At 54.0% G+C, this 21,323-nt stretch carries 19 protein-coding genes and 1 other annotated feature; all 19 genes read left to right on the top strand.

Annotated features, from left to right (window positions below; translation table 11 throughout):
* Positions 1 to 123: 123 nt before the first annotated feature.
* A complete protein-coding gene (locus GJ1_RS12015) occupies positions 124 to 348 on the top strand; it encodes a helix-turn-helix domain-containing protein (protein ID WP_008881129.1) in 225 nt (74 codons plus the stop codon).
* A gap of 208 nt (positions 349 to 556) precedes the next feature.
* Positions 557 to 1,000 (top strand): MarR family winged helix-turn-helix transcriptional regulator, encoded by a 444-nt coding sequence (locus GJ1_RS12010; protein WP_013144569.1) that lies wholly within the window; start codon positions 557 to 559, stop codon positions 998 to 1,000.
* A gap of 9 nt (positions 1,001 to 1,009) precedes the next feature.
* The gene (gene racE / locus GJ1_RS12005; protein WP_011232143.1) at positions 1,010 to 1,804 is read left to right on the top strand and encodes a glutamate racemase; all 795 of its coding nucleotides are present in this window, start codon (positions 1,010 to 1,012) and stop codon (positions 1,802 to 1,804) included.
* 105 nt (positions 1,805 to 1,909) lie between these two features.
* Positions 1,910 to 2,983 carry a GerMN domain-containing protein gene (locus GJ1_RS12000; protein WP_011232142.1) on the top strand — a complete coding sequence of 358 codons (1,074 nt, stop codon included), beginning with the start codon at positions 1,910 to 1,912 and terminating at the stop codon, positions 2,981 to 2,983.
* A 444-nt stretch (positions 2,984 to 3,427) separates the two neighbouring features.
* Complete coding sequence (rph, locus tag GJ1_RS11990) at positions 3,428 to 4,198, top strand: ribonuclease PH (protein WP_011232141.1); 771 nt, start codon at positions 3,428 to 3,430, stop codon at positions 4,196 to 4,198.
* A complete protein-coding gene (locus GJ1_RS11985) occupies positions 4,195 to 4,809 on the top strand; it encodes an XTP/dITP diphosphatase (RefSeq protein ID WP_011232140.1) in 615 nt (204 codons plus the stop codon). The genes rph and GJ1_RS11985 overlap by 4 nt, the downstream gene beginning before the upstream one ends.
* Positions 4,806 to 5,312, top strand: a complete 507-nt coding sequence (locus tag GJ1_RS11980; RefSeq protein WP_011232139.1) for a metallophosphoesterase family protein — start codon at positions 4,806 to 4,808, stop codon at positions 5,310 to 5,312. Before GJ1_RS11985 ends, GJ1_RS11980 begins: the two co-directional genes overlap by 4 nt.
* Positions 5,313 to 5,828: 516 nt before the next feature.
* On the top strand, positions 5,829 to 6,728 hold the full coding sequence (gene ilvE / locus GJ1_RS11975; protein WP_011232138.1) for a branched-chain-amino-acid transaminase: 900 nt from the start codon (positions 5,829 to 5,831) through the stop codon (positions 6,726 to 6,728).
* 22 nt (positions 6,729 to 6,750) lie between these two features.
* Positions 6,751 to 7,017: a binding site (T-box leader), on the top strand.
* Between the two features lie 70 nt (positions 7,018 to 7,087).
* Positions 7,088 to 8,827 carry an acetolactate synthase large subunit gene (gene ilvB / locus GJ1_RS11965; RefSeq protein WP_033845346.1) on the top strand — a complete coding sequence of 580 codons (1,740 nt, stop codon included), beginning with the start codon at positions 7,088 to 7,090 and terminating at the stop codon, positions 8,825 to 8,827.
* Positions 8,806 to 9,324, top strand: a complete 519-nt coding sequence (ilvN, locus tag GJ1_RS11960; protein ID WP_011232136.1) for an acetolactate synthase small subunit — start codon at positions 8,806 to 8,808, stop codon at positions 9,322 to 9,324. The genes ilvB and ilvN overlap by 22 nt, the downstream gene beginning before the upstream one ends.
* Before the next feature lie 102 nt (positions 9,325 to 9,426).
* Positions 9,427 to 10,452 carry a ketol-acid reductoisomerase gene (gene ilvC / locus GJ1_RS11955; protein WP_014196461.1) on the top strand — a complete coding sequence of 342 codons (1,026 nt, stop codon included), beginning with the start codon at positions 9,427 to 9,429 and terminating at the stop codon, positions 10,450 to 10,452.
* Positions 10,439 to 11,986, top strand: a complete 1,548-nt coding sequence (locus GJ1_RS11950; protein ID WP_014196460.1) for a 2-isopropylmalate synthase — start codon at positions 10,439 to 10,441, stop codon at positions 11,984 to 11,986. Before ilvC ends, GJ1_RS11950 begins: the two co-directional genes overlap by 14 nt.
* Positions 11,987 to 12,003: 17 nt before the next feature.
* Positions 12,004 to 13,119, top strand: coding sequence for a 3-isopropylmalate dehydrogenase (gene leuB / locus GJ1_RS11945; protein ID WP_014196459.1), 1,116 nt, complete (start codon positions 12,004 to 12,006; stop codon positions 13,117 to 13,119).
* Between the two features lie 20 nt (positions 13,120 to 13,139).
* Positions 13,140 to 14,555, top strand: a complete 1,416-nt coding sequence (gene leuC, locus GJ1_RS11940; RefSeq protein ID WP_033845343.1) for a 3-isopropylmalate dehydratase large subunit — start codon at positions 13,140 to 13,142, stop codon at positions 14,553 to 14,555.
* Between the two features lie 96 nt (positions 14,556 to 14,651).
* The gene (leuD, locus tag GJ1_RS11935; RefSeq protein ID WP_014196457.1) at positions 14,652 to 15,245 is read left to right on the top strand and encodes a 3-isopropylmalate dehydratase small subunit; all 594 of its coding nucleotides are present in this window, start codon (positions 14,652 to 14,654) and stop codon (positions 15,243 to 15,245) included.
* Between the two features lie 196 nt (positions 15,246 to 15,441).
* Entirely contained in the window at positions 15,442 to 16,422 is a 981-nt protein-coding gene (locus tag GJ1_RS11930) for a tetratricopeptide repeat protein (RefSeq protein ID WP_014196456.1), read from the top strand.
* Positions 16,423 to 16,586: 164 nt separating this feature from the next.
* The gene (tig, locus tag GJ1_RS11925; protein ID WP_014196455.1) at positions 16,587 to 17,873 is read left to right on the top strand and encodes a trigger factor; all 1,287 of its coding nucleotides are present in this window, start codon (positions 16,587 to 16,589) and stop codon (positions 17,871 to 17,873) included.
* A gap of 230 nt (positions 17,874 to 18,103) precedes the next feature.
* Positions 18,104 to 19,369, top strand: a complete 1,266-nt coding sequence (gene clpX, locus GJ1_RS11920; RefSeq protein ID WP_066232707.1) for an ATP-dependent protease ATP-binding subunit ClpX — start codon at positions 18,104 to 18,106, stop codon at positions 19,367 to 19,369.
* Between the two features lie 143 nt (positions 19,370 to 19,512).
* Entirely contained in the window at positions 19,513 to 21,186 is a 1,674-nt protein-coding gene (gene lonB, locus GJ1_RS11915; protein WP_066232704.1) for an ATP-dependent protease LonB, read from the top strand.
* Positions 21,187 to 21,323 lie beyond the last annotated feature (137 nt).

Below are 21,323 nucleotides of genomic sequence, written 5' to 3'. Positions count from 1 at the left end.
GACCCATTTTTCTATTAGATAAGCAAATTTTCGTCACCGCCGCTCTTGCTCTCACATACGATATGGCGAGGAAATACCCATCCGGCAGTTCGGGCCCATTGAGAGCAAGGAGGGTTACAACCGTTGAAGGACAAATCGTTTCAATCGAAGCCGCTTTTGACAAAAAGAGAAAAAGAAGTCTTCGAATTGCTCGTGCAAGACAAGACGACGAAAGAGATCGCCAAAGAGCTGTTTATCAGCGAGAAAACGGTCCGCAACCATATTTCGAATGCGATGCAAAAGCTTGGGGTCAAGGGGCGCTCGCAAGCTGTCATTGAATTGCTTCGAATGGGCGAACTTGAACTATAAACGATGCCGGCTTTCCTTGTTGGACAGCCGGCTGTTATGTTCCCTTGCGGCCGGACGAGGCTTGGCGCCCGTCCGGCCTTCGTCCGCGGCGGCCGCCGCATTTTTTTGTTGATTATCTTTGCCGGTGTTGTAAAATGAAAAGTAAGAATAGCTGTCGGCGCAAGCCGCCGTTTGAGGCTGGCCGCGGAAACGATCAAGGAGAGATGGTATGCCGTCTGCGATGAATGAAAGAACGGTCGCCGAGTTGGAAAAATTGCTTCGCTATATCGCCGCAAATTTGAAACAGCGCGGCCGTGAAATTTTAACCAACTATCCGATCACCCCACCGCAATTTGTCGCCCTGCAGTGGCTGCTTGAAGAAGGGGACTTGACGGTCGGCGAGTTATCGAACAAAATGTATTTGGCGTGCAGCACGACGACCGACTTGGTCGACCGCATGGAGCGGAACGGACTTGTCGCCAGAGTCCGCGATGAACACGACCGCCGCGTCGTCCGCATTCGCCTTCTTGAAAAAGGGGAGCGCATTATCGAAGAAGTGATTGAGAAACGCCAGCGCGATCTAGCCAATGTGCTGGAAAGCTTTTCAGACGAGGAAATCGTCGTCTTTGAGCGTTGTTTGCGCAAATTGCATCAAGAAATGACGAAAGAATGAGGCGATCACTTGGAAAGAGCAATTGGTGTCATTGACTCAGGAGTCGGCGGTTTGACCGTCGCCAAAGAAATTATGAGGCAGCTGCCGAAAGAACAAATTATTTACTTAGGCGACACCGCCCGTTGCCCGTACGGGCCGCGGCCGGTGGAAGAAGTCCGTCGATTTACGTGGCAAATGATTGATTACTTGCGGCAATATCCCTTGAAAATGCTTGTTATCGCCTGCAACACCGCGACGGCGGTCGCGCTTGACGACGTGCGGGCGAAGCTTGACATTCCTGTGCTTGGCGTTATTCATCCCGGCGCTCGCGCCGCCCTGAAAGCGACTAGGCGCGGGCACATCGGCGTCATCGGCACGATTGGCACGATCCGAAGCCGGGCGTATGAAAAGGCGCTTCAATCAATCAATCCGCGCGTCCAAGTCGAGAGCTTGGCCTGTCCGAAATTCGTTCCGCTGGTGGAAAGCGGCGACTTTGAAGGGCAGGAGGCGATGGCGATCGTCGCCGAATCTCTCGCTCCGCTCCGACCGCTGCCGATCGATGTGCTGATTTTAGGTTGCACGCATTATCCGTTGCTCGCGCCGCTCATTCGCACGTATATGGGCAAACGCGTGAAGCTCATTTGCTCAGGCGGTGAGACAGCTCGTGAAGTGAGCGCGATTTTGCATCACAGCCAGCTCCTTTACACCGGCGAGCGCGAACCGGAGCATTTGTTTTTCACGACTGGGCCGAAAGAGCTGTTTGAAAAGATTTCCGGGAAGTGGTTTGGCAAGCCGATCGGCACGGTCGAAGCGATTCGGCTGTAACCAACAAATCCTTTAGCGTCCATGCGCTAAAGGATTTTTTTTATTCTATTTTGGAAAACGGCTCGTATACATAGTAGTACAAACTACGAGTAGGAGGGAACGTCAATGAAACGGACGACTCACATATGGGCGGCGCCGCTGCTCGCCTCGCTGTTGTTGCTTGGCGGCTGCGGTTTGTTTGGGCGAGATGAGGCGGTGAAGGAGATCGATCCGCCGCAAGAGACGAGTTATGTCAAAGACGGCCAAGCGCTTCAGGAAGCGACGGAAAGCCAAAAGGAAGAGAAGGAGAAAGCGAAGGCCACCGAGACGGTGAAAAGAGAGCTGTACTTGATTGACAAAAACGGCTTTGTCGTGCCGCAAACAGTGGAATTGCCGAAAACGCAGGCCGTGGCGAAACAAGTACTCGAATATTTGGTTGAAGACGGACCTGTGTCAGAAATGTTGCCGAACGGCTTCCGCGCGGTCATTCCGGCCGGAACGACGGTGCTTGGCACAAAATTGGAAAAAGACGGAACGTTGATCGCCGACTTTTCTCCGGAATTTAAAAACTATAAGCCGGAGGACGAAAAACGAATTTTGCAGTCCATTACGTGGACGTTGACGCAATTTGACAATATCAAGCGCGTCAAAATCCGCATCAACGGCTACGATCAAAACGTGATGCCGGTCAATAAAACACCGATTCAAGATGGGGTAAGCCGCGCCGACGGCATCAATATGGAAGCGAGCGGCGTGCCAGACATTACGAATACGCATCCAGTCACCGTTTATTTTGTCGCCCAACAAGGGAACAGCACATACTATGTGCCGGTGACACGGCGTGTGTCCAATAAGGAGAAAGATGATATTGCCGCGGCCGTCAACGAACTGATTCAAGGACCAGAGCAAGGGAGCGGGCTTGTCGGCGTCTTTCAGCCGGACGCGAAGCTTGTCGATGCCCCGAAATATGAGGATGGCAAAGTGACGCTCAACTTTAACGAAGGCATTTATGGAAGCAACAAGAAAAATGTCATTTCCGACGTCGTGTTGAATTCCCTCGTTTTGTCGCTCACTGAGCAAAAAGGAGTCGAAAGCGTGGCGATCACAGTCAATGGCAAAGCCAATCTTGTCACGGAAGACGGCAAGCCGCTCACCAAACCGGTCGCTCGGCCGCAAAACGTCAATACCGGGACATTTTAACCGGTTGGTGCTGACAGGCTGGAAACGAATAGGACGTTATGGTATAACAAAGAGGTGGAAACGTATTCCGCCTCTTTCTTTTTTTCGCTAGGCGGAAAGAAATGCGGCGTCTGGCATTCCGTTGAAGATGGAGAAAAGGAGCTTGGCCGGCCTCCGCCTGATGACGAGACCGAACGAGGGAATGTTGGCGCGAAGACGCCCGGAGACATGGGAGGGTTCGTCCTCATCAGCGACGCGGAGATCCAAAGGGTGCATCGAATATGCTTCCCCCCCCGCGGCAGGGAAATATAACCAGCCGTGGCCGCGAAGCGCACCCTAGGTCTGTAAGATATCCACAAAACTGAAAAAGGATGTAAGGGATTTTGTCGAAAAATATTTTTTGGACACCCCTGAGAGGCCGAAAAGCCTTGATAGATCAACATTTCTAGAGGGAGGACTCAGTTGATGAGAGCGGACGGACGAAGCAGTTGCGAGCTGCGCCCTGTACATATACACCCGCATTACATGAAGCACGCTGAAGGGTCGGTGCTCATTGAAGTCGGCGACACGAAAGTCATTTGCACGGCGACGGTCGAAGAGAAAGTGCCGTCGTTTATGCGCGGCGGCGGCAAAGGATGGATTACGGCCGAATATGGGATGCTGCCGCGGGCGACAGAGCAGCGGAATGTGAGGGAAGCGAGCAAAGGAAAAGTGTCGGGGCGGACGATGGAAATTCAGCGCTTAATCGGCCGTGCGCTTCGCTCGGTTGTTGATCTTGAACAGCTTGGTGAGCGGACCATTTGGATCGATTGCGACGTCATTCAGGCGGATGGCGGAACGCGGACGGCGTCGATCACCGGTGCGTATGTGGCGCTTGTGTTGGCGCTTGCCAAACTGGTGGAAGAAGGGAGGCTCGAGGCGCTTCCGATCCGCGATTTTCTCGCCGCTACCTCGGTCGGCATCGATCCGGAGCATGGGGTGATTCTTGATTTAGATTACAACGAGGATGCGCGGGCGAAAGTGGATATGAACGTCGTCATGACCGGAGCCGGTCAATTTGTTGAGATTCAAGGGACCGGAGAGGAAGCGGTTTTTTCACGCGCCGAGCTCGATGAATTGCTTGAAGCGGCGCAAATAGGCATCGAGCAGCTCATCGCCGTTCAGCGCCGCGCATTGGGCGAGTGGGCGGCGCGCATCGGCGAAAAAAAAGAAGCGGCAGAGGAGGACACAGAGTGAAGGAGATTGTCATCGCGACCAAAAACGCTGGCAAAGTGCGCGAGTTCGCCGCTTTGTTTGCCAAGCGGGGCGTCGAAGTGAAATCGCTGCTTGACTTTCCGGACGCTCCGGATGTCGCAGAAACGGGAAGCACGTTTGCGGAAAATGCCGTGCTCAAAGCAGAAGCGGCGTCGCGGCGTCTAAAGCGGCCGGTGATCGCCGATGATTCCGGGCTCGTGGTCGATGCGCTCGGCGGCCGGCCGGGCGTTCATTCGGCCCGTTATGCCGGGGAAGATAAAAACGATGCACGCAACATCGCCAAGCTGCTTCGCGAGCTTGACGGGGTGCCGATGGAGCAGCGCACGGCTCGTTTTCATTGTGCGCTCGCCGTCGCGATCCCAGGGCGGCCGACCGCCGTTGTCGAAGCGACATGCGATGGTTATATCGCCGAAGCGCCGCGTGGGGAGGGGGGCTTTGGCTATGATCCGGTTTTTTACCTTCCGGAGCGGGGAAAAACGATGGCGGAGCTTGCGCCCGAGGAAAAAAATCAAATCAGTCATCGCGCCAAGGCGCTGACGAAGCTCGATGAGCAGTGGGAGGAGATCGTCGGTGGAAAGGGGCGGACGGAATGAAGGCGGTGATTGTGAGCGACAGCCATGGGCTGACTGCCGAACTTGCTGCAATTGTCAACCGTCATCGCCATGAAGCGGATTTGTTTATCCATTGCGGCGACTCGGAGTTGGAGGTGGGGGCGGACGAGATTGCCCCGTTTGCCGTCGTACGCGGCAACTGCGATTTCGCCGCGTTTCCTGCTGAGCGCATCGAAGAGGTGGGCGGCGTTCGGTTGTTTGTCACCCACGGCCATTTATACGGGGTGAAAACGTCGCTTTTGCGTTTATCCTATCGCGCACAAGAAACAGGGGCTCACGTCGTTTGTTTCGGCCACTCGCATTTGGCCGGTGCTGAACAAATCGATGGGTTGCTGTTCATCAATCCCGGCAGCATCGCCTTGCCGCGGGGAAGAAAAGAAAAAACGTACGCGGTGCTGACGGTCGACAGCGGACGGGCGCACGTCCAGTTTTATGAAGTGGATGGACAGCCTATTCTCAAAATGGAACAAACGTTTTCTATCTAAGCCGGCAAAACCGCCGGCTTTTTTACGGTAAGCAAGGCCGCTTCAACAGGTTCGCTTTCAAAATGGAAGTGCCATATAGCGTGTTTGGAAAGGGGGCCTGTGTTTGGGCCGCCTTTTTTCGTTTTGGGGAGATGAAGTGGAAAAAGGCGCATCGTTTTGATTCGTCATTTTCATGTCCGAGTGAGAAGCGAACGTTGCTTACGGATCTTTTCTATCAGAAAAATGAGCGCGCCTTGAGCCCGTTATGTTCATATCGAATGAGGAGCGAACTGCGCTCAAGGGCGCGTTTTCTATGAGACGGCAAAGAAAGAAAAAATTTTTTTATATCGGCAAAACCTTGATTCTATCATAATGTAAGCGCATTCAAATAGTTTGACCAATCGGAATTTTCAAAAAACGTTATTGACGGCGCAAAGGTTTCGGATTATTATAATTTTCAAATAAGAGAAACGACTCAATACAATGATCGAGCCGTTCAAAGCAACTGCTGACTGATCAAGGAAGAGGGGAACCGAAGTGGGCGAACAATGGATCTTTTTAAACGGAGAATTTGTGACAAAAGAAAACGCCAAAATTTCCGTGTATGACCATGGATTTTTGTATGGCGACGGGGTATTTGAAGGCATTCGCGTCTATAGCGGCAACGTATTCCGCCTCGAAGAACATATAGATCGGCTATACAATTCAGCGAAGTCGATTTTGCTCGACATTCCGTACACGAAGGAAGAAATGATTGGCCACGTGCTCGAAACGATCCGCCGCAACGGCTATCAAGATGCATACATCCGCCTGGTCGTTTCGCGCGGGGTCGGCGATTTAGGACTGGATCCGTACAAATGCAAAACGCCGCAAATCGTGATTATCGTCGAGCCGCTCGCGCTCTTCCCGAAACATTTATATGAAACCGGCATCGAAGTGGTGACAGTGGCGACGCGCCGCAACCGCTCTGATGTGCTGAGCCCGAAAGTCAAATCGCTCAACTACCTAAACAATGTGCTTGTCAAAATCGAGGCGCATTTGGCGAACGTAAGCGAAGCGCTGATCTTAAACGATCAAGGCTATGTCGCGGAAGGTTCGGGAGACAATGTTTTCATCATCAAAAACGGCGTCATTTACACACCGCCTGGGTATGTCGGGGCGCTTGAAGGCATTACGCGTCAAGCGATCATCGAAATCGCGGAGGATCTCGGCTATACGGTGAAAGAGGAGCCGTTTACCCGCCATGATGTCTATGTCGCGGATGAAGTGTTTTTGACGGGGACGGCGGCCGAAGTCATTTCGGTCATTAAAGTCGATGGCCGGACGATCGGCGACGGGACGCCGGGACCGCATACCAAGCGGTTGCTTGAAGAATTTCGCCGCCGCGTGGTCGTCGAAGGAGTAAAGGTGTATCCGACGAACGCCAATGTCGGTTGATCGTCCATGACAAGTGGATAGCGAAAAAGCGTTGACGAGGATAAGTAGTCAGCGGGGTCAACATCCACAGAGAGCCGGGGGAGCTGCGAACCGGTGATGTTGCCGCTTGATGAACTCACCTCTGAGCGCCAGCCTGAACGCCGGACGGCTAGTAGGGCTGGACGAGTGGAGACGCGCGCTTCACTCGTTACCAAAATGAGCGGCCGGCTTCGGCTGGCCGCTCCTGAGGCGGCCGTCACGGCCGTGAAGAAGGGTGGTACCGCGGAAAGGAAACCTTTTCGCCCCTTTGGCTGGAAATGACAGCCATCGTGGGCGGAAAGGTTTTTTATATGGATGACAAATCACAGGGAGGATCGACGATGACAAAAATGAAAGTCGAGGAACAAGAAAAAGCGAGGACGAAGGCGAGAATGAGCGGGTCGCTGATGCTCATTGAAGCGCTCAAGGAAGAAAAAGTCGAAGTCATCTTCGGCTATCCGGGGGGGGCGGTGCTCCCGCTGTATGACGAGTTGTATAAAGCCGGCGTGTTCCACGTGCTGACGCGGCATGAGCAAGGGGCCATCCATGCGGCGGAAGGATATGCGCGCATTTCTGGAAAACCAGGGGTCGTCATCGCCACCTCCGGCCCGGGAGCGACCAACATCGTCACCGGGTTGACCGACGCGATGATGGATTCGCTGCCGCTCGTCGTCTTTACCGGGCAAGTGGCCACGAGCGTCATCGGCTCGGATGCGTTTCAGGAGGCGGACGTTGTCGGCATTACGATGCCGATTACGAAACACAACTACCAAGTGCGCGACATCAGCGAGCTGCCGAGAATCATTAAAGAGGCGTTTCACATTGCGACGACCGGGCGCCCCGGACCGGTGTTGATCGATATTCCAAAAGACATTACGACGGCCGAAGGGGAGTTTGATTACGATCAAGACGTTCATTTGCCTGGCTATCAGCCGACGACGCAGCCGAACCATTGGCAAATCCGCCGGCTTGTCGAGGCGGTCAGCCAATCAAAGCGGCCGGTCATTTTAGCCGGCGCTGGCATCTTGCACGCCAATGCGTCCAATGAATTGCGGCAATACGCCGAACAGCAAAACATTCCGGTCATTCATACGCTCCTTGGCCTTGGCGGTTTCCCGGCCGACCATCCGCTGTTTTTAGGCATGGCCGGCATGCACGGTACGTATACGGCGAATATGGCGCTGTGTGAATGCGATTTGCTCATCAACATCGGCGCCCGCTTCGATGACCGGGTCACCGGCAATTTAAAATATTTCGCGCCGAAAGCGACCGTCGCCCATATCGACATCGATCCGGCGGAAATCGGCAAAAACGTGCCGACGAAAATTCCAATCGTCAGCGATGCAAAAGCCGCCTTGCAAGAGCTGATCGCCCAGCAAGGCAAGCCGGCGGACACCGCGGCGTGGCTCGCGCAGCTTGATGAATGGAAGCGGCGCTTCCCGCTCCATTATGAGCCGGAAGCCGGCACGATCAAACCGCAAAAACTGATCGAGATGATCTATGAAATGACAAACGGCGAGGCGATCGTGACGACGGACGTCGGCCAGCATCAAATGTGGGCGGCGCAATATTACAAGTTCAACCGGCCGCACCGGTGGGTGACGTCCGGGGGGCTCGGCACGATGGGCTTCGGGCTTCCGGCAGCGATCGGCGCCCAGCTCGCCGACCGGAGCGCTACGGTCGTTTCGATCGTCGGCGACGGCGGCTTCCAAATGACGTTCCAAGAACTGTCGGTCATCCAGGAGCTACGGCTGCCGATCAAAATCGTCATCGTCAACAACCAGGCGCTCGGCATGGTGCGGCAATGGCAGGAGCTGTTCTATGACAAACGGTACTCCCATTCGCTCATTCCGAACCAGCCGGATTTCGTCAAGCTTGCCGAAGCATACGGGATGCCAGGTCTGCGGGCGAAGACGGAGGCGGAAGCGGCCGAAGTGTTAAAACAAGCGTTTGCGATGGATGGGCCGGTGCTGCTTGATTTCCATGTCCGCGCCGACGAGAACGTCTATCCGATGGTGGCGCCCGGCAAAGGGCTTCATGAAATGGTGGGGGTGAAAGCATGCGAAGAATCATCACGATGACAGTCAACAACCGCCCCGGCGTCTTAAACCGCATTACCGGGTTGTTTACAAAGCGGCATTACAATATCGAAAGCATTACGGTCGGGCATACGGAAATCGAGGGCATTTCGCGGATGACGTTCGTCGTCAACGTTGACGATGAACGGACGGCGGAGCAAATCATTAAGCAGCTGAACAAGCAGATTGATGTGTTGAAGGTGAATGACATCACCGACCAAGCGATCGTCGCCCGCGAGCTGGCGCTCATTAAAGTTGCCGCTCCTCCGGCGGTCCGCCAGGAAATTTACACGCTCATCGAGCCGTTTCGCGCCTCGATCGTCGACGTAAGCAAAGACAGCCTCGTCATTCAAGTGACCGGCGAGCCGGAGAAAGTCGAGGCGTTGATTGAACTATTGCGCCCGTACGGCATTAAGGAAGTGGCGCGCACGGGAACGACCGCGTTCACCCGCGGGGCGCAAAAAGCGACGACGAATCAGAAAACGGCGTTCATTATTTAACAGCTATCATACAAAACAGCGCTGATTGCTTCATGGAACCGCCAAACAAGGGGCGGCCAAGCGTAGGGATTGTCAAACTACAGAACAAAGGAGAGGGTAATCATGGCAAAAGTCTACTATAACGGGGATGCAAACGAACAATATTTGCAAGGGAAAACGGTCGCGATCATCGGCTACGGCTCGCAAGGCCACGCCCATGCGCAAAACTTGCGCGACAGCGGCGTTCGCGTCATCGTCGGACTGCGAAAAGGAAAATCGTGGGAGCAGGCAGAACAAGACGGGTTTGAGGTGTATTCAGTCCGCGAAGCGGCGAAGCAGGCTGATATCGTCATGGTGCTGCTGCCGGATGAGAAGCAGCCGGCCGTGTACAAAGAGGAAATCGAGCCGGAACTCGAGCCAGGCAATGCGCTTGTGTTTGCGCACGGCTTTAACATCCATTTCAGCCAAATTGTCCCACCGAATCATGTTGACGTCTTCTTGGTTGCGCCGAAAGGCCCAGGCCATCTCGTGCGGCGCACATATACGGAAGGAGCGGGCGTGCCGGCGCTCATCGCCGTCTACCAAGATGTGACCGGACACGCGAAAGAAACGGCGCTCGCCTACGCGAAAGCGATCGGCGCTGCTCGAGCTGGGGTGTTGGAGACGACGTTCAAAGAAGAGACGGAAACCGACTTGTTCGGTGAACAAGCGGTGCTGTGCGGTGGGCTGACGGCGCTCATCAAAGCCGGGTTTGAAACGCTCGTTGAAGCCGGGTATCAGCCGGAAGTCGCCTATTTTGAGTGTTTGCATGAGATGAAGCTCATCGTCGATCTCCTTTACGAAGGCGGTTTGTCGTGGATGCGCTATTCGATTTCCGATACGGCGCAATGGGGCGACTTTATCACCGGCCCGCGCATTATTAACGACGCTGTGAAAGCGGAAATGAAAAAGGTGCTCGATGACATTCAAACCGGCAAATTCGCGAAGAGCTGGATTTTGGAAAACCAAGCGAACCGTCCGGAGTTCAACGCCATCAACCGGCGTGAGAATGAGCATTTGATTGAGATTGTCGGACGCGAACTGCGAAGCATGATGCCGTTTGTGAAGGCAAAACAAATCGAGGCGGTGGTGCCAGGTGCGAAAAATTAAGTTTTTTGATACCACATTGCGTGATGGGGAACAATCCGCTGGTGTGAACTTGAATTTGCAAGAAAAGTTGGAAATTGCCCGTCAACTTGAACGGCTGCGGGTTGACATCATCGAGGCGGGTTTCCCCGCCTCATCGAAAGGCGATTTTGAGGCGGTCAAACAAATTGCCGAAACGGTGAGAACATGCTCGGTCACCGGGCTGTCGCGCTCGGTCCGAAGCGACATTGATGCGGCGTGGGAGGCGTTAAAAGGCGGCGCGGAGCCGCGGCTCCACCTATTCATCGCCACCTCGCCGATCCATATGGTGCATAAATTGCGGATGACGCCGGAACAAGTGATTGAAGCGGCGGTTGAGGCGGTGAAATACGCGAAGCGCTTTTTCCCGATCGTCCAATGGTCGGCGGAAGATGCGTGCCGAAGCGAGTTGCCGTTTTTGGCGAAAATCGTCGCCGAAGTGATCAAAGCCGGCGCCTCGGTGATCAACATTCCGGATACGGTCGGCTATATTACGCCGAAAGAATACGGGGAAATTTTCCTCTATTTGCAAAACAATGTTCCGAATATTGAAAAGGTTTCACTCTCCGCTCATTGTCATGATGACTTGGGCATGGCGGTGGTGAACTCGCTGTCGGCCATTGAACATGGAGCGACGCAGGTCGAGTGCACGATCAACGGCATCGGCGAGCGGGCCGGCAATGCGGCGCTTGAGGAAATCGCTGTCGCCCTTCACATCCGCAAAGACTACTATCAAGTGGAAACGCGCCTCAATTTGCAGGAAATTAAGCGCACAAGCAATCTTGTCAGCAAGCTGACCGGGGTCGTCGTTCCACCCAACAAAGCGGTCGTCGGCAAAAACGCGTTTGCGCATGAATCGGGCATCCATCAAGACGGCGTCTTAAAAGAAAAAACGACATACGAAATCATTTCGCCGGAGCTCGTCGGCGTGCCGTCGAATTCGATGGTGCTCGGCAAACATTCCGGCCGCCATGCGCTTCGCAACCGGGTTGAGGAGCTCGGCTACACGTTGTCCGATGAAGAAATCAATCAGCTGTTTGTCCGTTTTAAAGAATTGGCGGACAAAAAGAAGGACATTACCGACGACGATTTAATCGCGTTGATTTTCGAAGAGAAGTTCGACCACTTTAAAGATTTTTACCAATTGTCTTCCATTCAAGTGCAATACGGGACGAATCAAATTCCGACAGCGGTAGTTGTACTGAAAGACGGGAAGGGGAATGAAATCCAAGAAGCGGCGACCGGCGCCGGCAGCGTCGAGGCGCTGTACAATACATTGGAACGTTGCTTCCAAACGCCGGTGACGCTGCTTGACTACCGGATCGAATCGGTCGGCGGCGGCCGCGATGCGTTGGCCCAAGTGTTCGTCAAAGTGCGCGCCCATGACATCGAGACGAGCGGGCGCGGCACTGCACAAGACGTGTTGGAAGCATCGGCGAAAGCGTACATCAACGCCATCAACCGTGTGTTTATGATCGAAGCGATGCGCGGCGAAAACGAGAAAGTGGCAACACCATAAAAACGGGGGGATTCAGAATGGGAAACTATCGGATTGCCGTCTTGCCAGGGGATGGCATCGGCAAAGAAGTGACGTCCGGAGCGGTCGAGGTATTAAAAGCGGTCGGCATCCGGTTTGGCCACGAGTTTACGTTTGAATATGGATTGATCGGTGGAGCGGCGATCGATGAGGCGGGGACGCCGCTCCCCGAGGAAACGCTCCGCCTTTGCCGAGAAAGCGATGCGGTGCTGCTTGGGGCGGTCGGCGGTCCGAAGTGGGATGACAACCCTCCGCATTTGCGCCCGGAAAAAGGATTGCTTGCCATTCGCAAGCAGCTCGACTTATATGCCAACTTGCGGCCGGTTGTTTGCTATGACAGTTTGGTTTCCGCTTCGCCGTTAAAACCGGATCTCGTGCAAGGCGTCGATTTTGTCATCGTCCGCGAGCTGACCGGCGGCATTTACTTCGGCCAGCCGAGCGGCCGCGTCGTCGAAAACGGCGAAGAAAAAGCAGTGGACACCTTGTTATATAAAAAGGAAGAAATTGAGCGGATCGTCCGCATGGCGTTTATACTCGCACGCGGGCGGAAGAAAAAAGTGACTTCGGTCGACAAGGCGAACGTCCTTTCGTCAAGCCGTCTATGGCGGGAAGTGGCCGAAGAGGTGGCGAAGCAGTTTCCGGACGTCACGCTTGAGCATATGCTTGTTGACAATGCCGCGATGCAGCTCATCCGTGCGCCGAAGCAGTTTGATGTCATTGTGACAGAAAACATGTTTGGCGACATTTTAAGCGATGAAGCCTCCATGTTGTCCGGTTCGCTCGGGATGCTGCCGTCGGCCAGCTTATCCGCTTCCGGTCCGAGCTTGTATGAGCCGGTGCACGGTTCAGCGCCTGATATCGCCGGCATGAACAAAGCCAATCCGATTGCGGCGATTTTGTCGGCCGCGATGATGCTTCGCCTGTCGTTCGGGCTCACCGCGGAAGCGGAGGCGGTAGAGCACGCGGTGTGGCAGGCGCTCGCCCTAGGTTTGCGCACCGCCGACTTGGCGCCAAGCGGCGGCCGCATCGTATCCACGAACGAAATGGTCGAAGAAATCAAAGCGGCGGTGCTGGATTATACGGCCATTGCTCAAATTATGACCGTTTATGCCTAAGACGTGCGAGGTGAAAGCCAATGAAGCCGAAAACGATCATCGATAAAATTTGGGAAAACCACGTCGTCTACCGTGAGGAGGGCAAACCGGATTTATTGTACATCGATTTGCACTTAGTGCATGAAGTGACCTCGCCGCAAGCGTTTGAAGGATTGCGGCAAAAAGGGCGGAAGGTGCGGCGGCCGGATTTGACCTTTGCGACGATGGACCATAACGTGCCGACCATTAACCGATTTGTGATTACCGACGAAGTGGCGCGCAACCAAATCGCTGCGCTTGAGCGCAACTGCCGCGAGTTCGGCATTCCGCTCGCCGACCTACACAGCGAAGAGCAAGGAATCGTTCACGTCATCGGCCCAGAGCTCGGGTTGACCCAGCCGGGAAAAACGATCGTTTGCGGCGACAGCCATACATCGACGCACGGGGCGTTTGGCGCCTTGGCGTTTGGCATCGGCACGAGCGAAGTCGAGCATGTATTGGCTACACAAACGCTTTGGCAGCATAAGCCGAAAACGCTGCAAATCTGCATCAACGGCCGCCTCGGCAAAGGAGTGACCGCCAAAGACGTCATCTTGGCCATTATCGGCCGCTATGGCGTTGGCGTCGGCACCGGTTATATTATCGAATTTACAGGCGAAGCGATCCGACGCATGTCGATGGAAGAGCGAATGACGATTTGCAACATGTCGATTGAAGCTGGGGCGAGAGCCGGCCTCATCAGCCCGGATGAAACGACGTTTGCCTATTTGCGCGGCCGCAAATATGCGCCAAAAGGCGAGGAGTTTGACAAGGCGGTGGAACGGTGGCGGGCGCTTGCAAGCGATGAGGGGGCGGAATACGATAAAACGATTGAAATCGATGCGTCGACGATCGCTCCGATGGTGACGTGGGGGACGAACCCCGCGATGAGCACTTCCGTCGATGGCGTCGTGCCGCATCCCGAGCAATTTGAAAGCAAAACAGAGCAAAACGCGGTGCGCCGGGCGCTTGAGTACATGGGGCTCAAGCCGGGCACGCCGATTACGGATATTCCGGTGCAGCACGTCTTCATCGGTTCGTGCACCAACTCACGCCTCAGCGATTTGCGCGCGGCGGCGAGCATCGTGAAAGGGAAAAAAGTGGCTCCGGGTGTGCGGGCGCTCGTCGTGCCTGGATCGCAGCAAGTGAAAAAACAAGCCGAAGCGGAAGGGTTGGCGCAAATTTTCATCGACGCCGGTTTTGAATGGCGCGACTCCGGCTGCAGCGCCTGTTTGGGCATGAACCCGGACATCATTCCGGAAGGCGAGCACTGTGCGTCAACGTCGAATCGCAACTTTGAAGGGCGGCAAGGAAAAGGGGCGCGCACGCATCTCGTCAGCCCGGTGATGGCCGCGGCGGCTGCGATTTACGGACATTTTGTCGATGTGCGCCAGCTTGAAGCCGAGCCGGTCTGTTAAATTGACGATCGTGATGGCAAAAGAGGCGGCGCGGCATCCTAGGAAGCCGAGCTCCTTTGCCATCAGTGACATCCATAACGGAAGGGGGAAAGGACGATGAAGCCGTTTACGATCCATCGCGGAAAAACCGCCGGCATCGATCGTGCGAATATTGATACCGATCAAATCATTCCAAAGCAGTTTTTGAAACGGATTGAACGCACCGGCTTTGGCCAGTTTCTCTTTTACGATTGGCGGTATTTGAGCGACGGCACGCCAAATCCGGAGTTTGAGCTCAACCGCCCGGAAAACGAAGGGGCGACGATTTTAGTCGCCGATGAAAACTTCGGCTGCGGCTCATCGCGCGAACATGCGCCGTGGGCGCTGCAAGATTACGGATTCCGCGTCATCATTGCCCCATCGTTTGCCGATATTTTTTACAACAACTGCTTAAAAAACGGGCTGTTGCCGATCCGGCTGGATAAAGAGGATGTCCGCTACTTGCTGCGCCAAAGCGAGCGCGCAGACTATGAACTGACGGTTTCGCTTGAAGAACAGCGGGTATTTGACGATGAAGGATTTTCGCGTCCGTTTGACATTGACCCGTATCGAAAACAGTTGCTGTTAAAGGGATGGGATGAAATTGATTTAACGTTTGTCTATGAACCGTATATTCAAGCGTATGAACAACAGCATAGCCTGCGGCCGTAAGCGTCTGTTTTTTGCGGTGCAGCGCGGCGGCAAAAATCGGCTGTTCCGCCGTTATTTTGGCAGGAACAGCCTCTTTGTTTTGCATATAGGAGGATGAAGAAAATGGACGGCGGCAGCAAGCGCCAAAAAGGGTTGGCTTGTTTCGGCTAAGAAAACTTGTTACACTTGTGGTAAACACATATAGGAGCGGGCGAAGATGGCCGGGAAAAAAGGAAAAATCATCATGTTTCCGCAAACGAAAGAACGGCTGATGGAAGAGGCGTTTGCTGCGCTCGAGGCGAAGCGGTATAAAGAAGCGCTCCGCTTTTTGCGCGCCGCCGAACAGCTTGGCGACCACAGCTTTCCGGTTCGGCTTGGGCTGGCTGTCTGTTGCTATGAGCTTGGGGAATATGATGAGGCGGAGCGGCGTCTTGCCGGTTTGCTTGACGAGCAACCGGGCAACGGTGAACTGTTGCAAATGTATATTGCCATATTGTTGCAAACGAATCGATACAGCAAGGCTGAAACCGTGATCCGCCACGCCTTGCGTCGTCCGTCGTTATCCGTTTCGCTGCGCGAACAGCTTCACCAGCTGCTCCGGTTTAGTGAAAAAATGAATGCCCGCACGCTTCCGCCCGCGGAGTGGAAGCGGGTGAGACGGCTGCTTGAGTCCGGGGACATTGCTGAGCAGCTGCAACTGATTAAACAACTGGAAAAAGAAGACATCGAGCCGGTGCTGCCGTTGCTCAAGCAATATTTACGCGCACCGGAAAAAAGCCCGATGGCGAAAACGATGCTCCTTCGCCTGTTGACAGGGAAGCGAGTCAACGAAACGGTGACGGTTGAGAAATTTGGCCGTTGCATGGAGGTCGTCCCGTCAGCGTTGGACGAACAGACGGAAACGGAATTTGCTTCATCGTTGCTGGGTCGGCTTGAACAGCAGCTCGCGGCGGAAAGCCCGAGTTTGTATGAAACGGCGGCGGACATTTGGCTTCGCTATGCATATGTGTTGTACCCGTTTCCGCCAGAGCCGGCGGATGCAGCGGCCTGGCTTGCTGCTCTCCATTGGATGGCGAGCCGGTTTTTAGGCTTGGATGCTGACGCGACCGCCTTGGCCGACCGCTACGGTGTGGAGGCGGCGGAGATGGCAACGCTTTGCCAAAAGCTATACGAAATAGAGGAACTTTCCTCCCTCTAATGGCTCGTTCTCTGTTGAAACATGGCTGTTGTATGTTATAATATAATGGCTGTGCTATGTATCTGTTTTCGCATACTTGTCTACATAATTGGGCATCATAAAAAGATCTGGACAAGCGGAGTGCGCTATGGTCCGAGCAATGATTTCAGGTGGAGGGAACAAGGATGTCAGTCAAATGGGAAAAGCTTGAAGGGAACGAAGGCGTATTGACCGTTGAGGTCGACGCCGAGAAAGTGAACAAAGGCTTGGACGCCGCGTTTAAAAAAGTGGTGAAAAACATCACGCTTCCGGGCTTCCGCAAGGGGAAAGTGCCGCGCGTTCTGTTTGAAAAACGCTTCGGCGTCGAAGCGCTCTATCAAGATGCGCTCGACATTTTGCTGCCAGAGGCGTATGCCAAAGCCGTCGAAGAGGCAGGCATCGAACCGGTGTCAATGCCGGAGATTGACATTGAGCAAATGGAAAAAGGCAAAAGCTTAATTTTCAAAGCGAAAGTGACCGTAAAGCCGGAAGTCAAGCTCGGTCAATACAAAGGGCTTGAAGTGGAAAAAATGGATACAACCGTGACGGACGAAGATGTCGAAAACGAATTGAAACGTTTGCAAGAAAATTACGCCGAACTTGTCGTGAAAGAAGACGGGACGGTGGAAAACGGCGATACGGTCGTCATCGATTTCCAAGGGTTTGTCGACGGCGAGCCGTTTGAAGGCGGCAAGGCGGAGAACTATTCGCTTGAAATCGGCTCTGGAACGTTCATTCCGGGATTTGAAGAACAGCTTGTCGGCATGAAAGCCGGCGAGGAAAAAGAAATCCAAGTCACATTCCCGGATGAATACCACGCGAAGCAATTGGCCGGCAAACCGGCGACGTTTAAAGTGCAAGTGCATGAAGTGAAAGCGAAACAGCTGCCGGCGCTTGACGATGAGTTTGCCAAAGACGTCGATGAAGAAGTCGAAACGCTTGACGAACTGAAGGCGAAAATTCGCGCCCGTTTGGAAGAGGCGAAAAAGAACGAGGCGGAGACTGCCTTGCGCAATGCGGTTGTCGAAAAAGCGGCAGCCAACGCCGAAATGGATATTCCGGAGGTTATGATCAAAAACGAAACCGACCGGATGCTTCGCGAATTTGACCAACGCCTGCAAATGCAAGGTCTGAACTTGCAGTTGTATTACCAATTCTCCGGCCAAGATGAAGCGTCGTTGCGCGAGCAAATGAAAGAAGATGCCGAAAAACGGGTGCGCGCGGCGTTGACGCTTGAAGCGATCGCGAAGGCCGAAAACATTGAAGTAACCGACGAGGAAGTAAACAAAGAGCTCGAAAAAATGGCGGAAGCCTACAAGCTGAGCGTGGACAAGCTGAAAGAGCTGCTCGGCAGCTTAGATGGCGTCAAAGAAGATTTGAAATGGCGGAAAACAGTCGATTTTCTTGTAGAGCACAGCAAGGTTGCGGCATAATATATCTTAAGGAAAGAACAAGGCGCGAGACGTTCGTGCCTTGTTCTTTATCCACAACAATGGCGCCTGAGCGGCAATTTTCAAACTTTTCTAAACAGATAACAGTTTTTTCATTCGCTTTTTCAGGAACATTTATGGTAAAATAGCGAATACATACGTTTTTACGACATAAGAGATGGCGGAAATGGATACATAAGCAGGCGCGATTTCGTTGGCAAGGGGTGAATGATATGTTTAAATTCAATGATGAAAAAGGGCAGTTGAAATGCTCGTTCTGCGGCAAAACACAGGATCAAGTGCGAAAGCTCGTTGCCGGTCCGGGGGTTTACATTTGCGACGAGTGCATTGAGCTATGCACGGAAATTGTTGAAGAGGAGCTCGGCAATGAAGAGGAATTTGAATTTAAAGACGTGCCGAAACCGTTGGAAATTCGGGAAATTCTAGATGAGTACGTCATCGGTCAAGATGAGGCGAAAAAATCGCTCGCCGTTGCTGTTTACAATCATTATAAACGGATCAATTCCGGCAGCAAAATCGATGATGTCGAGCTGTCGAAAAGCAACATTTTAATGATCGGGCCGACCGGGAGCGGGAAAACGCTGCTGGCGCAAACATTGGCGCGCATTTTGAACGTGCCGTTTGCCATCGCCGATGCCACCTCGCTTACAGAGGCCGGCTATGTTGGCGAAGACGTCGAAAACATTTTGTTAAAGCTCATCCAAGCGGCTGATTATGACGTCGAACGGGCGGAAAAAGGCATTATTTACATCGATGAAATTGACAAAATCGCCCGCAAATCGGAAAACCCTTCCATCACTCGCGACGTATCCGGCGAAGGGGTGCAACAGGCGCTGTTGAAAATTTTAGAAGGCACCATTGCCAGCGTTCCGCCGCAGGGCGGTCGCAAACATCCGCATCAAGAATTCATTCAAATCGATACGACGAACATTTTGTTCATTTGCGGTGGAGCGTTTGATGGCATTGAGCCGATCATCAAGCGCCGCCTTGGCAAAAAAGTGATCGGTTTTGGCGCGGAAATGAACCAGACGGATGTCGACGAGAAAAACTTGTTGTCGAAAGTGCTGCCGGAAGACTTGCTCAAATTCGGACTGATTCCGGAGTTCATCGGCCGTCTGCCGGTCATTACGACGCTCGAGCCGCTCGACGAACAGGCGTTGATCGACATTTTGACGAAACCGAAAAATGCCATTGTGAAGCAATACCAAAAAATGCTTGAGCTTGACGGCGTTGAGCTCGAGTTTGAAGAAGCGGCGCTCCGTGAAATCGCGAAAAAAGCGATTGAGCGGAAAACGGGCGCGCGCGGCCTTCGCTCGATCATCGAAGGCATTATGCTCGATGTGATGTTTGAGCTGCCGTCGCGTGAAGATGTGCAAAAGTGCATCATCACGCTCGATACGGTGCGCGGTATAAAACCGCCGACGCTGATCCGCCATGACGGCACGGTGATCGAGCAGGAACGGAAAACATCCGCTTGATGGGAAACCGCCCTTTTCCGGCGGTTTCTTTTTTTACTGCCAAATGCCCCGTACGCCGGCCGGCGCTTTTTTTGTTTATTCCCGCCAGTTCGCGGAGATACTATCATACTACATACCATCTAAAGGCAGGAGGATATCGGGGCATGGACTGGACGAACATCGTGCTTGTCATTCAGCTGTTTTTCGGGATCATCATTGGTCTTTATTTTTGGAATTTGTTAAGAGGACAGCGCGTGCAAAAAGTTTCGATTGATAAAGAGTCGCGCAAAGAGATGGAACAGCTCCGCAAGCTGCGCTCGATCTCGCTCACCGAGCCGCTGGCGGAAAAAGTGCGGCCGAAAAGTTTTGACGACATCGTCGGTCAGGAAGATGGCATTAAGGCGTTAAAAGCGGCTTTGTGCGGCCCCAACCCGCAGCATGTCATCATTTACGGGCCGCCCGGCGTCGGCAAGACAGCGGCGGCTCGGCTCGTACTTGAGGAAGCGAAAAAAAATCCACTCTCCCCGTTTAAGAAAAATGCGGTGTTCGTGGAGCTTGACGCGACGACGGCGCGCTTTGACGAGCGCGGCATCGCCGACCCGCTCATCGGCTCGGTGCACGATCCGATTTACCAGGGGGCCGGGGCGATGGGGCAAGCCGGCATCCCTCAGCCGAAGCAAGGGGCGGTGACGAACGCCCACGGCGGTGTTTTATTCATCGACGAAATCGGCGAGCTTCATCCGATCCAAATGAACAAGTTGTTGAAAGTGCTTGAGGACCGAAAAGTATTTTTTGAAAGCGCCTATTACAGCAAAGAAAATCCGCAAATTCCAAGCTATATTCACGATATTTTCCAAAACGGGCTGCCGGCCGATTTCCGCCTTGTCGGGGCGACGACGCGCACGCCGAACGAGATTCCTCCGGCCATTCGCTCTCGCTGCTTGGAAGTGTTTTTCCGTGAATTGGACCAAGACGAAATCGCTCTCATCGCCAAAAAGGCGGCGGAAAAAATCCGCTTGAACGTGTCAGAAAGCGGCATCCGCCTTCTTGCCGCCTATGCGCGCAACGGGCGGGAGGCGGTCAATATGATGCAAATCGCCGCTGGTCTCGCTATTACAGAAAACCGGGAGAAAATTTTAGACAAAGATATTGAATGGGTCATTCAATCGAGTCAAATGACCCCGCGCTGCGAGAAGAAAATCGCGTCCGCCCCGGCGGTCGGCGTCGTCAATGGCCTTGCCGTGTACGGCCCGCACACCGGCGCGTTGCTGGAAATTGAGGTGACCGCCTTGCCGGCAAAAGGGAAAGGGTCGATCAATGTCACCGGCATTATCGAAGAGGAAAGCATCGGCAGCGCAGAAAAATCGGTGCGGCGAAAAAGCATGGCGCGCGGCTCGGCAGAAAACGTCATCACGGTGCTGCGGGCGATGGGCGTGCCGGCGGATCGCTATGACATTCATGTCAACTTTCCGGGCGGGGCGCCGGTTGACGGCCCTTCAGCCGGGGTGGCGATTGCGGTTGGCATTTATTCCGCCATTTACCAGCTGCCAGTCGATCATACGGTCGCGATGACCGGAGAAATCAGCATCCGCGGCTGCGTGAAACCGGTCGGCGGCGTGTTCGCCAAAATCAAAGCGGCCAAACAAGCCGGGGCGAAAAAAGTCATCATCCCGATTGAGAATATGCAATCCCTGCTAGGCGAAGTCAGCGGCATTCAAATCATCGCCGTCCGCCGCCTCGAGGAAGTGCTCGTCCATGTGTTCGGCGAAGAGGCGCTCCGCCGCGGCCCCGCGCTGCTGCCAGCGGCTGTGGACCGCTCGGAGAAAAAACTCGTCTAGCCAAGGGAAACGGCGGCACGGCGAACGATTGGCCTTGAGGAAAAACGAGGCGGACGAATTCAATCGCCTTTTCTTGCACGGCTTCGGCGCAAGCGGATCGTCGCTGAAGTCGGTTTTTCTTTGCCTGCAAACGTTCG

Source organism: Geobacillus jurassicus NBRC 107829 (assembly GCF_001544315.1).
GTDB classification, from domain to species: Bacteria; Bacillota; Bacilli; order Bacillales; family Anoxybacillaceae; genus Geobacillus; species Geobacillus jurassicus.
Note: the sequence above shows the minus strand (reverse complement) of the source record. Positions and strands in the feature narration are given on the sequence as shown.

Coding starts and splice junctions, on each gene's coding strand:
- GJ1_RS11930 (WP_014196456.1), top strand. CDS start 15,442: ATGGCCGGGAAAAAAGGAAAAATCATCATGTTTCCGCAAACGAAAGAA.
- GJ1_RS11980 (WP_011232139.1), top strand. CDS start 4,806: ATGAAGGCGGTGATTGTGAGCGACAGCCATGGGCTGACTGCCGAACTT.
- rph (WP_011232141.1), top strand. CDS start 3,428: ATGAGAGCGGACGGACGAAGCAGTTGCGAGCTGCGCCCTGTACATATA.
- clpX (WP_066232707.1), top strand. CDS start 18,104: ATGTTTAAATTCAATGATGAAAAAGGGCAGTTGAAATGCTCGTTCTGC.
- tig (WP_014196455.1), top strand. CDS start 16,587: ATGTCAGTCAAATGGGAAAAGCTTGAAGGGAACGAAGGCGTATTGACC.
- lonB (WP_066232704.1), top strand. CDS start 19,513: ATGGACTGGACGAACATCGTGCTTGTCATTCAGCTGTTTTTCGGGATC.
- leuC (WP_033845343.1), top strand. CDS start 13,140: ATGAAGCCGAAAACGATCATCGATAAAATTTGGGAAAACCACGTCGTC.
- ilvB (WP_033845346.1), top strand. CDS start 7,088: ATGACAAAAATGAAAGTCGAGGAACAAGAAAAAGCGAGGACGAAGGCG.
- leuD (WP_014196457.1), top strand. CDS start 14,652: ATGAAGCCGTTTACGATCCATCGCGGAAAAACCGCCGGCATCGATCGT.
- ilvC (WP_014196461.1), top strand. CDS start 9,427: ATGGCAAAAGTCTACTATAACGGGGATGCAAACGAACAATATTTGCAA.
- GJ1_RS12000 (WP_011232142.1), top strand. CDS start 1,910: ATGAAACGGACGACTCACATATGGGCGGCGCCGCTGCTCGCCTCGCTG.
- GJ1_RS12010 (WP_013144569.1), top strand. CDS start 557: ATGCCGTCTGCGATGAATGAAAGAACGGTCGCCGAGTTGGAAAAATTG.
- ilvN (WP_011232136.1), top strand. CDS start 8,806: ATGCGAAGAATCATCACGATGACAGTCAACAACCGCCCCGGCGTCTTA.
- leuB (WP_014196459.1), top strand. CDS start 12,004: ATGGGAAACTATCGGATTGCCGTCTTGCCAGGGGATGGCATCGGCAAA.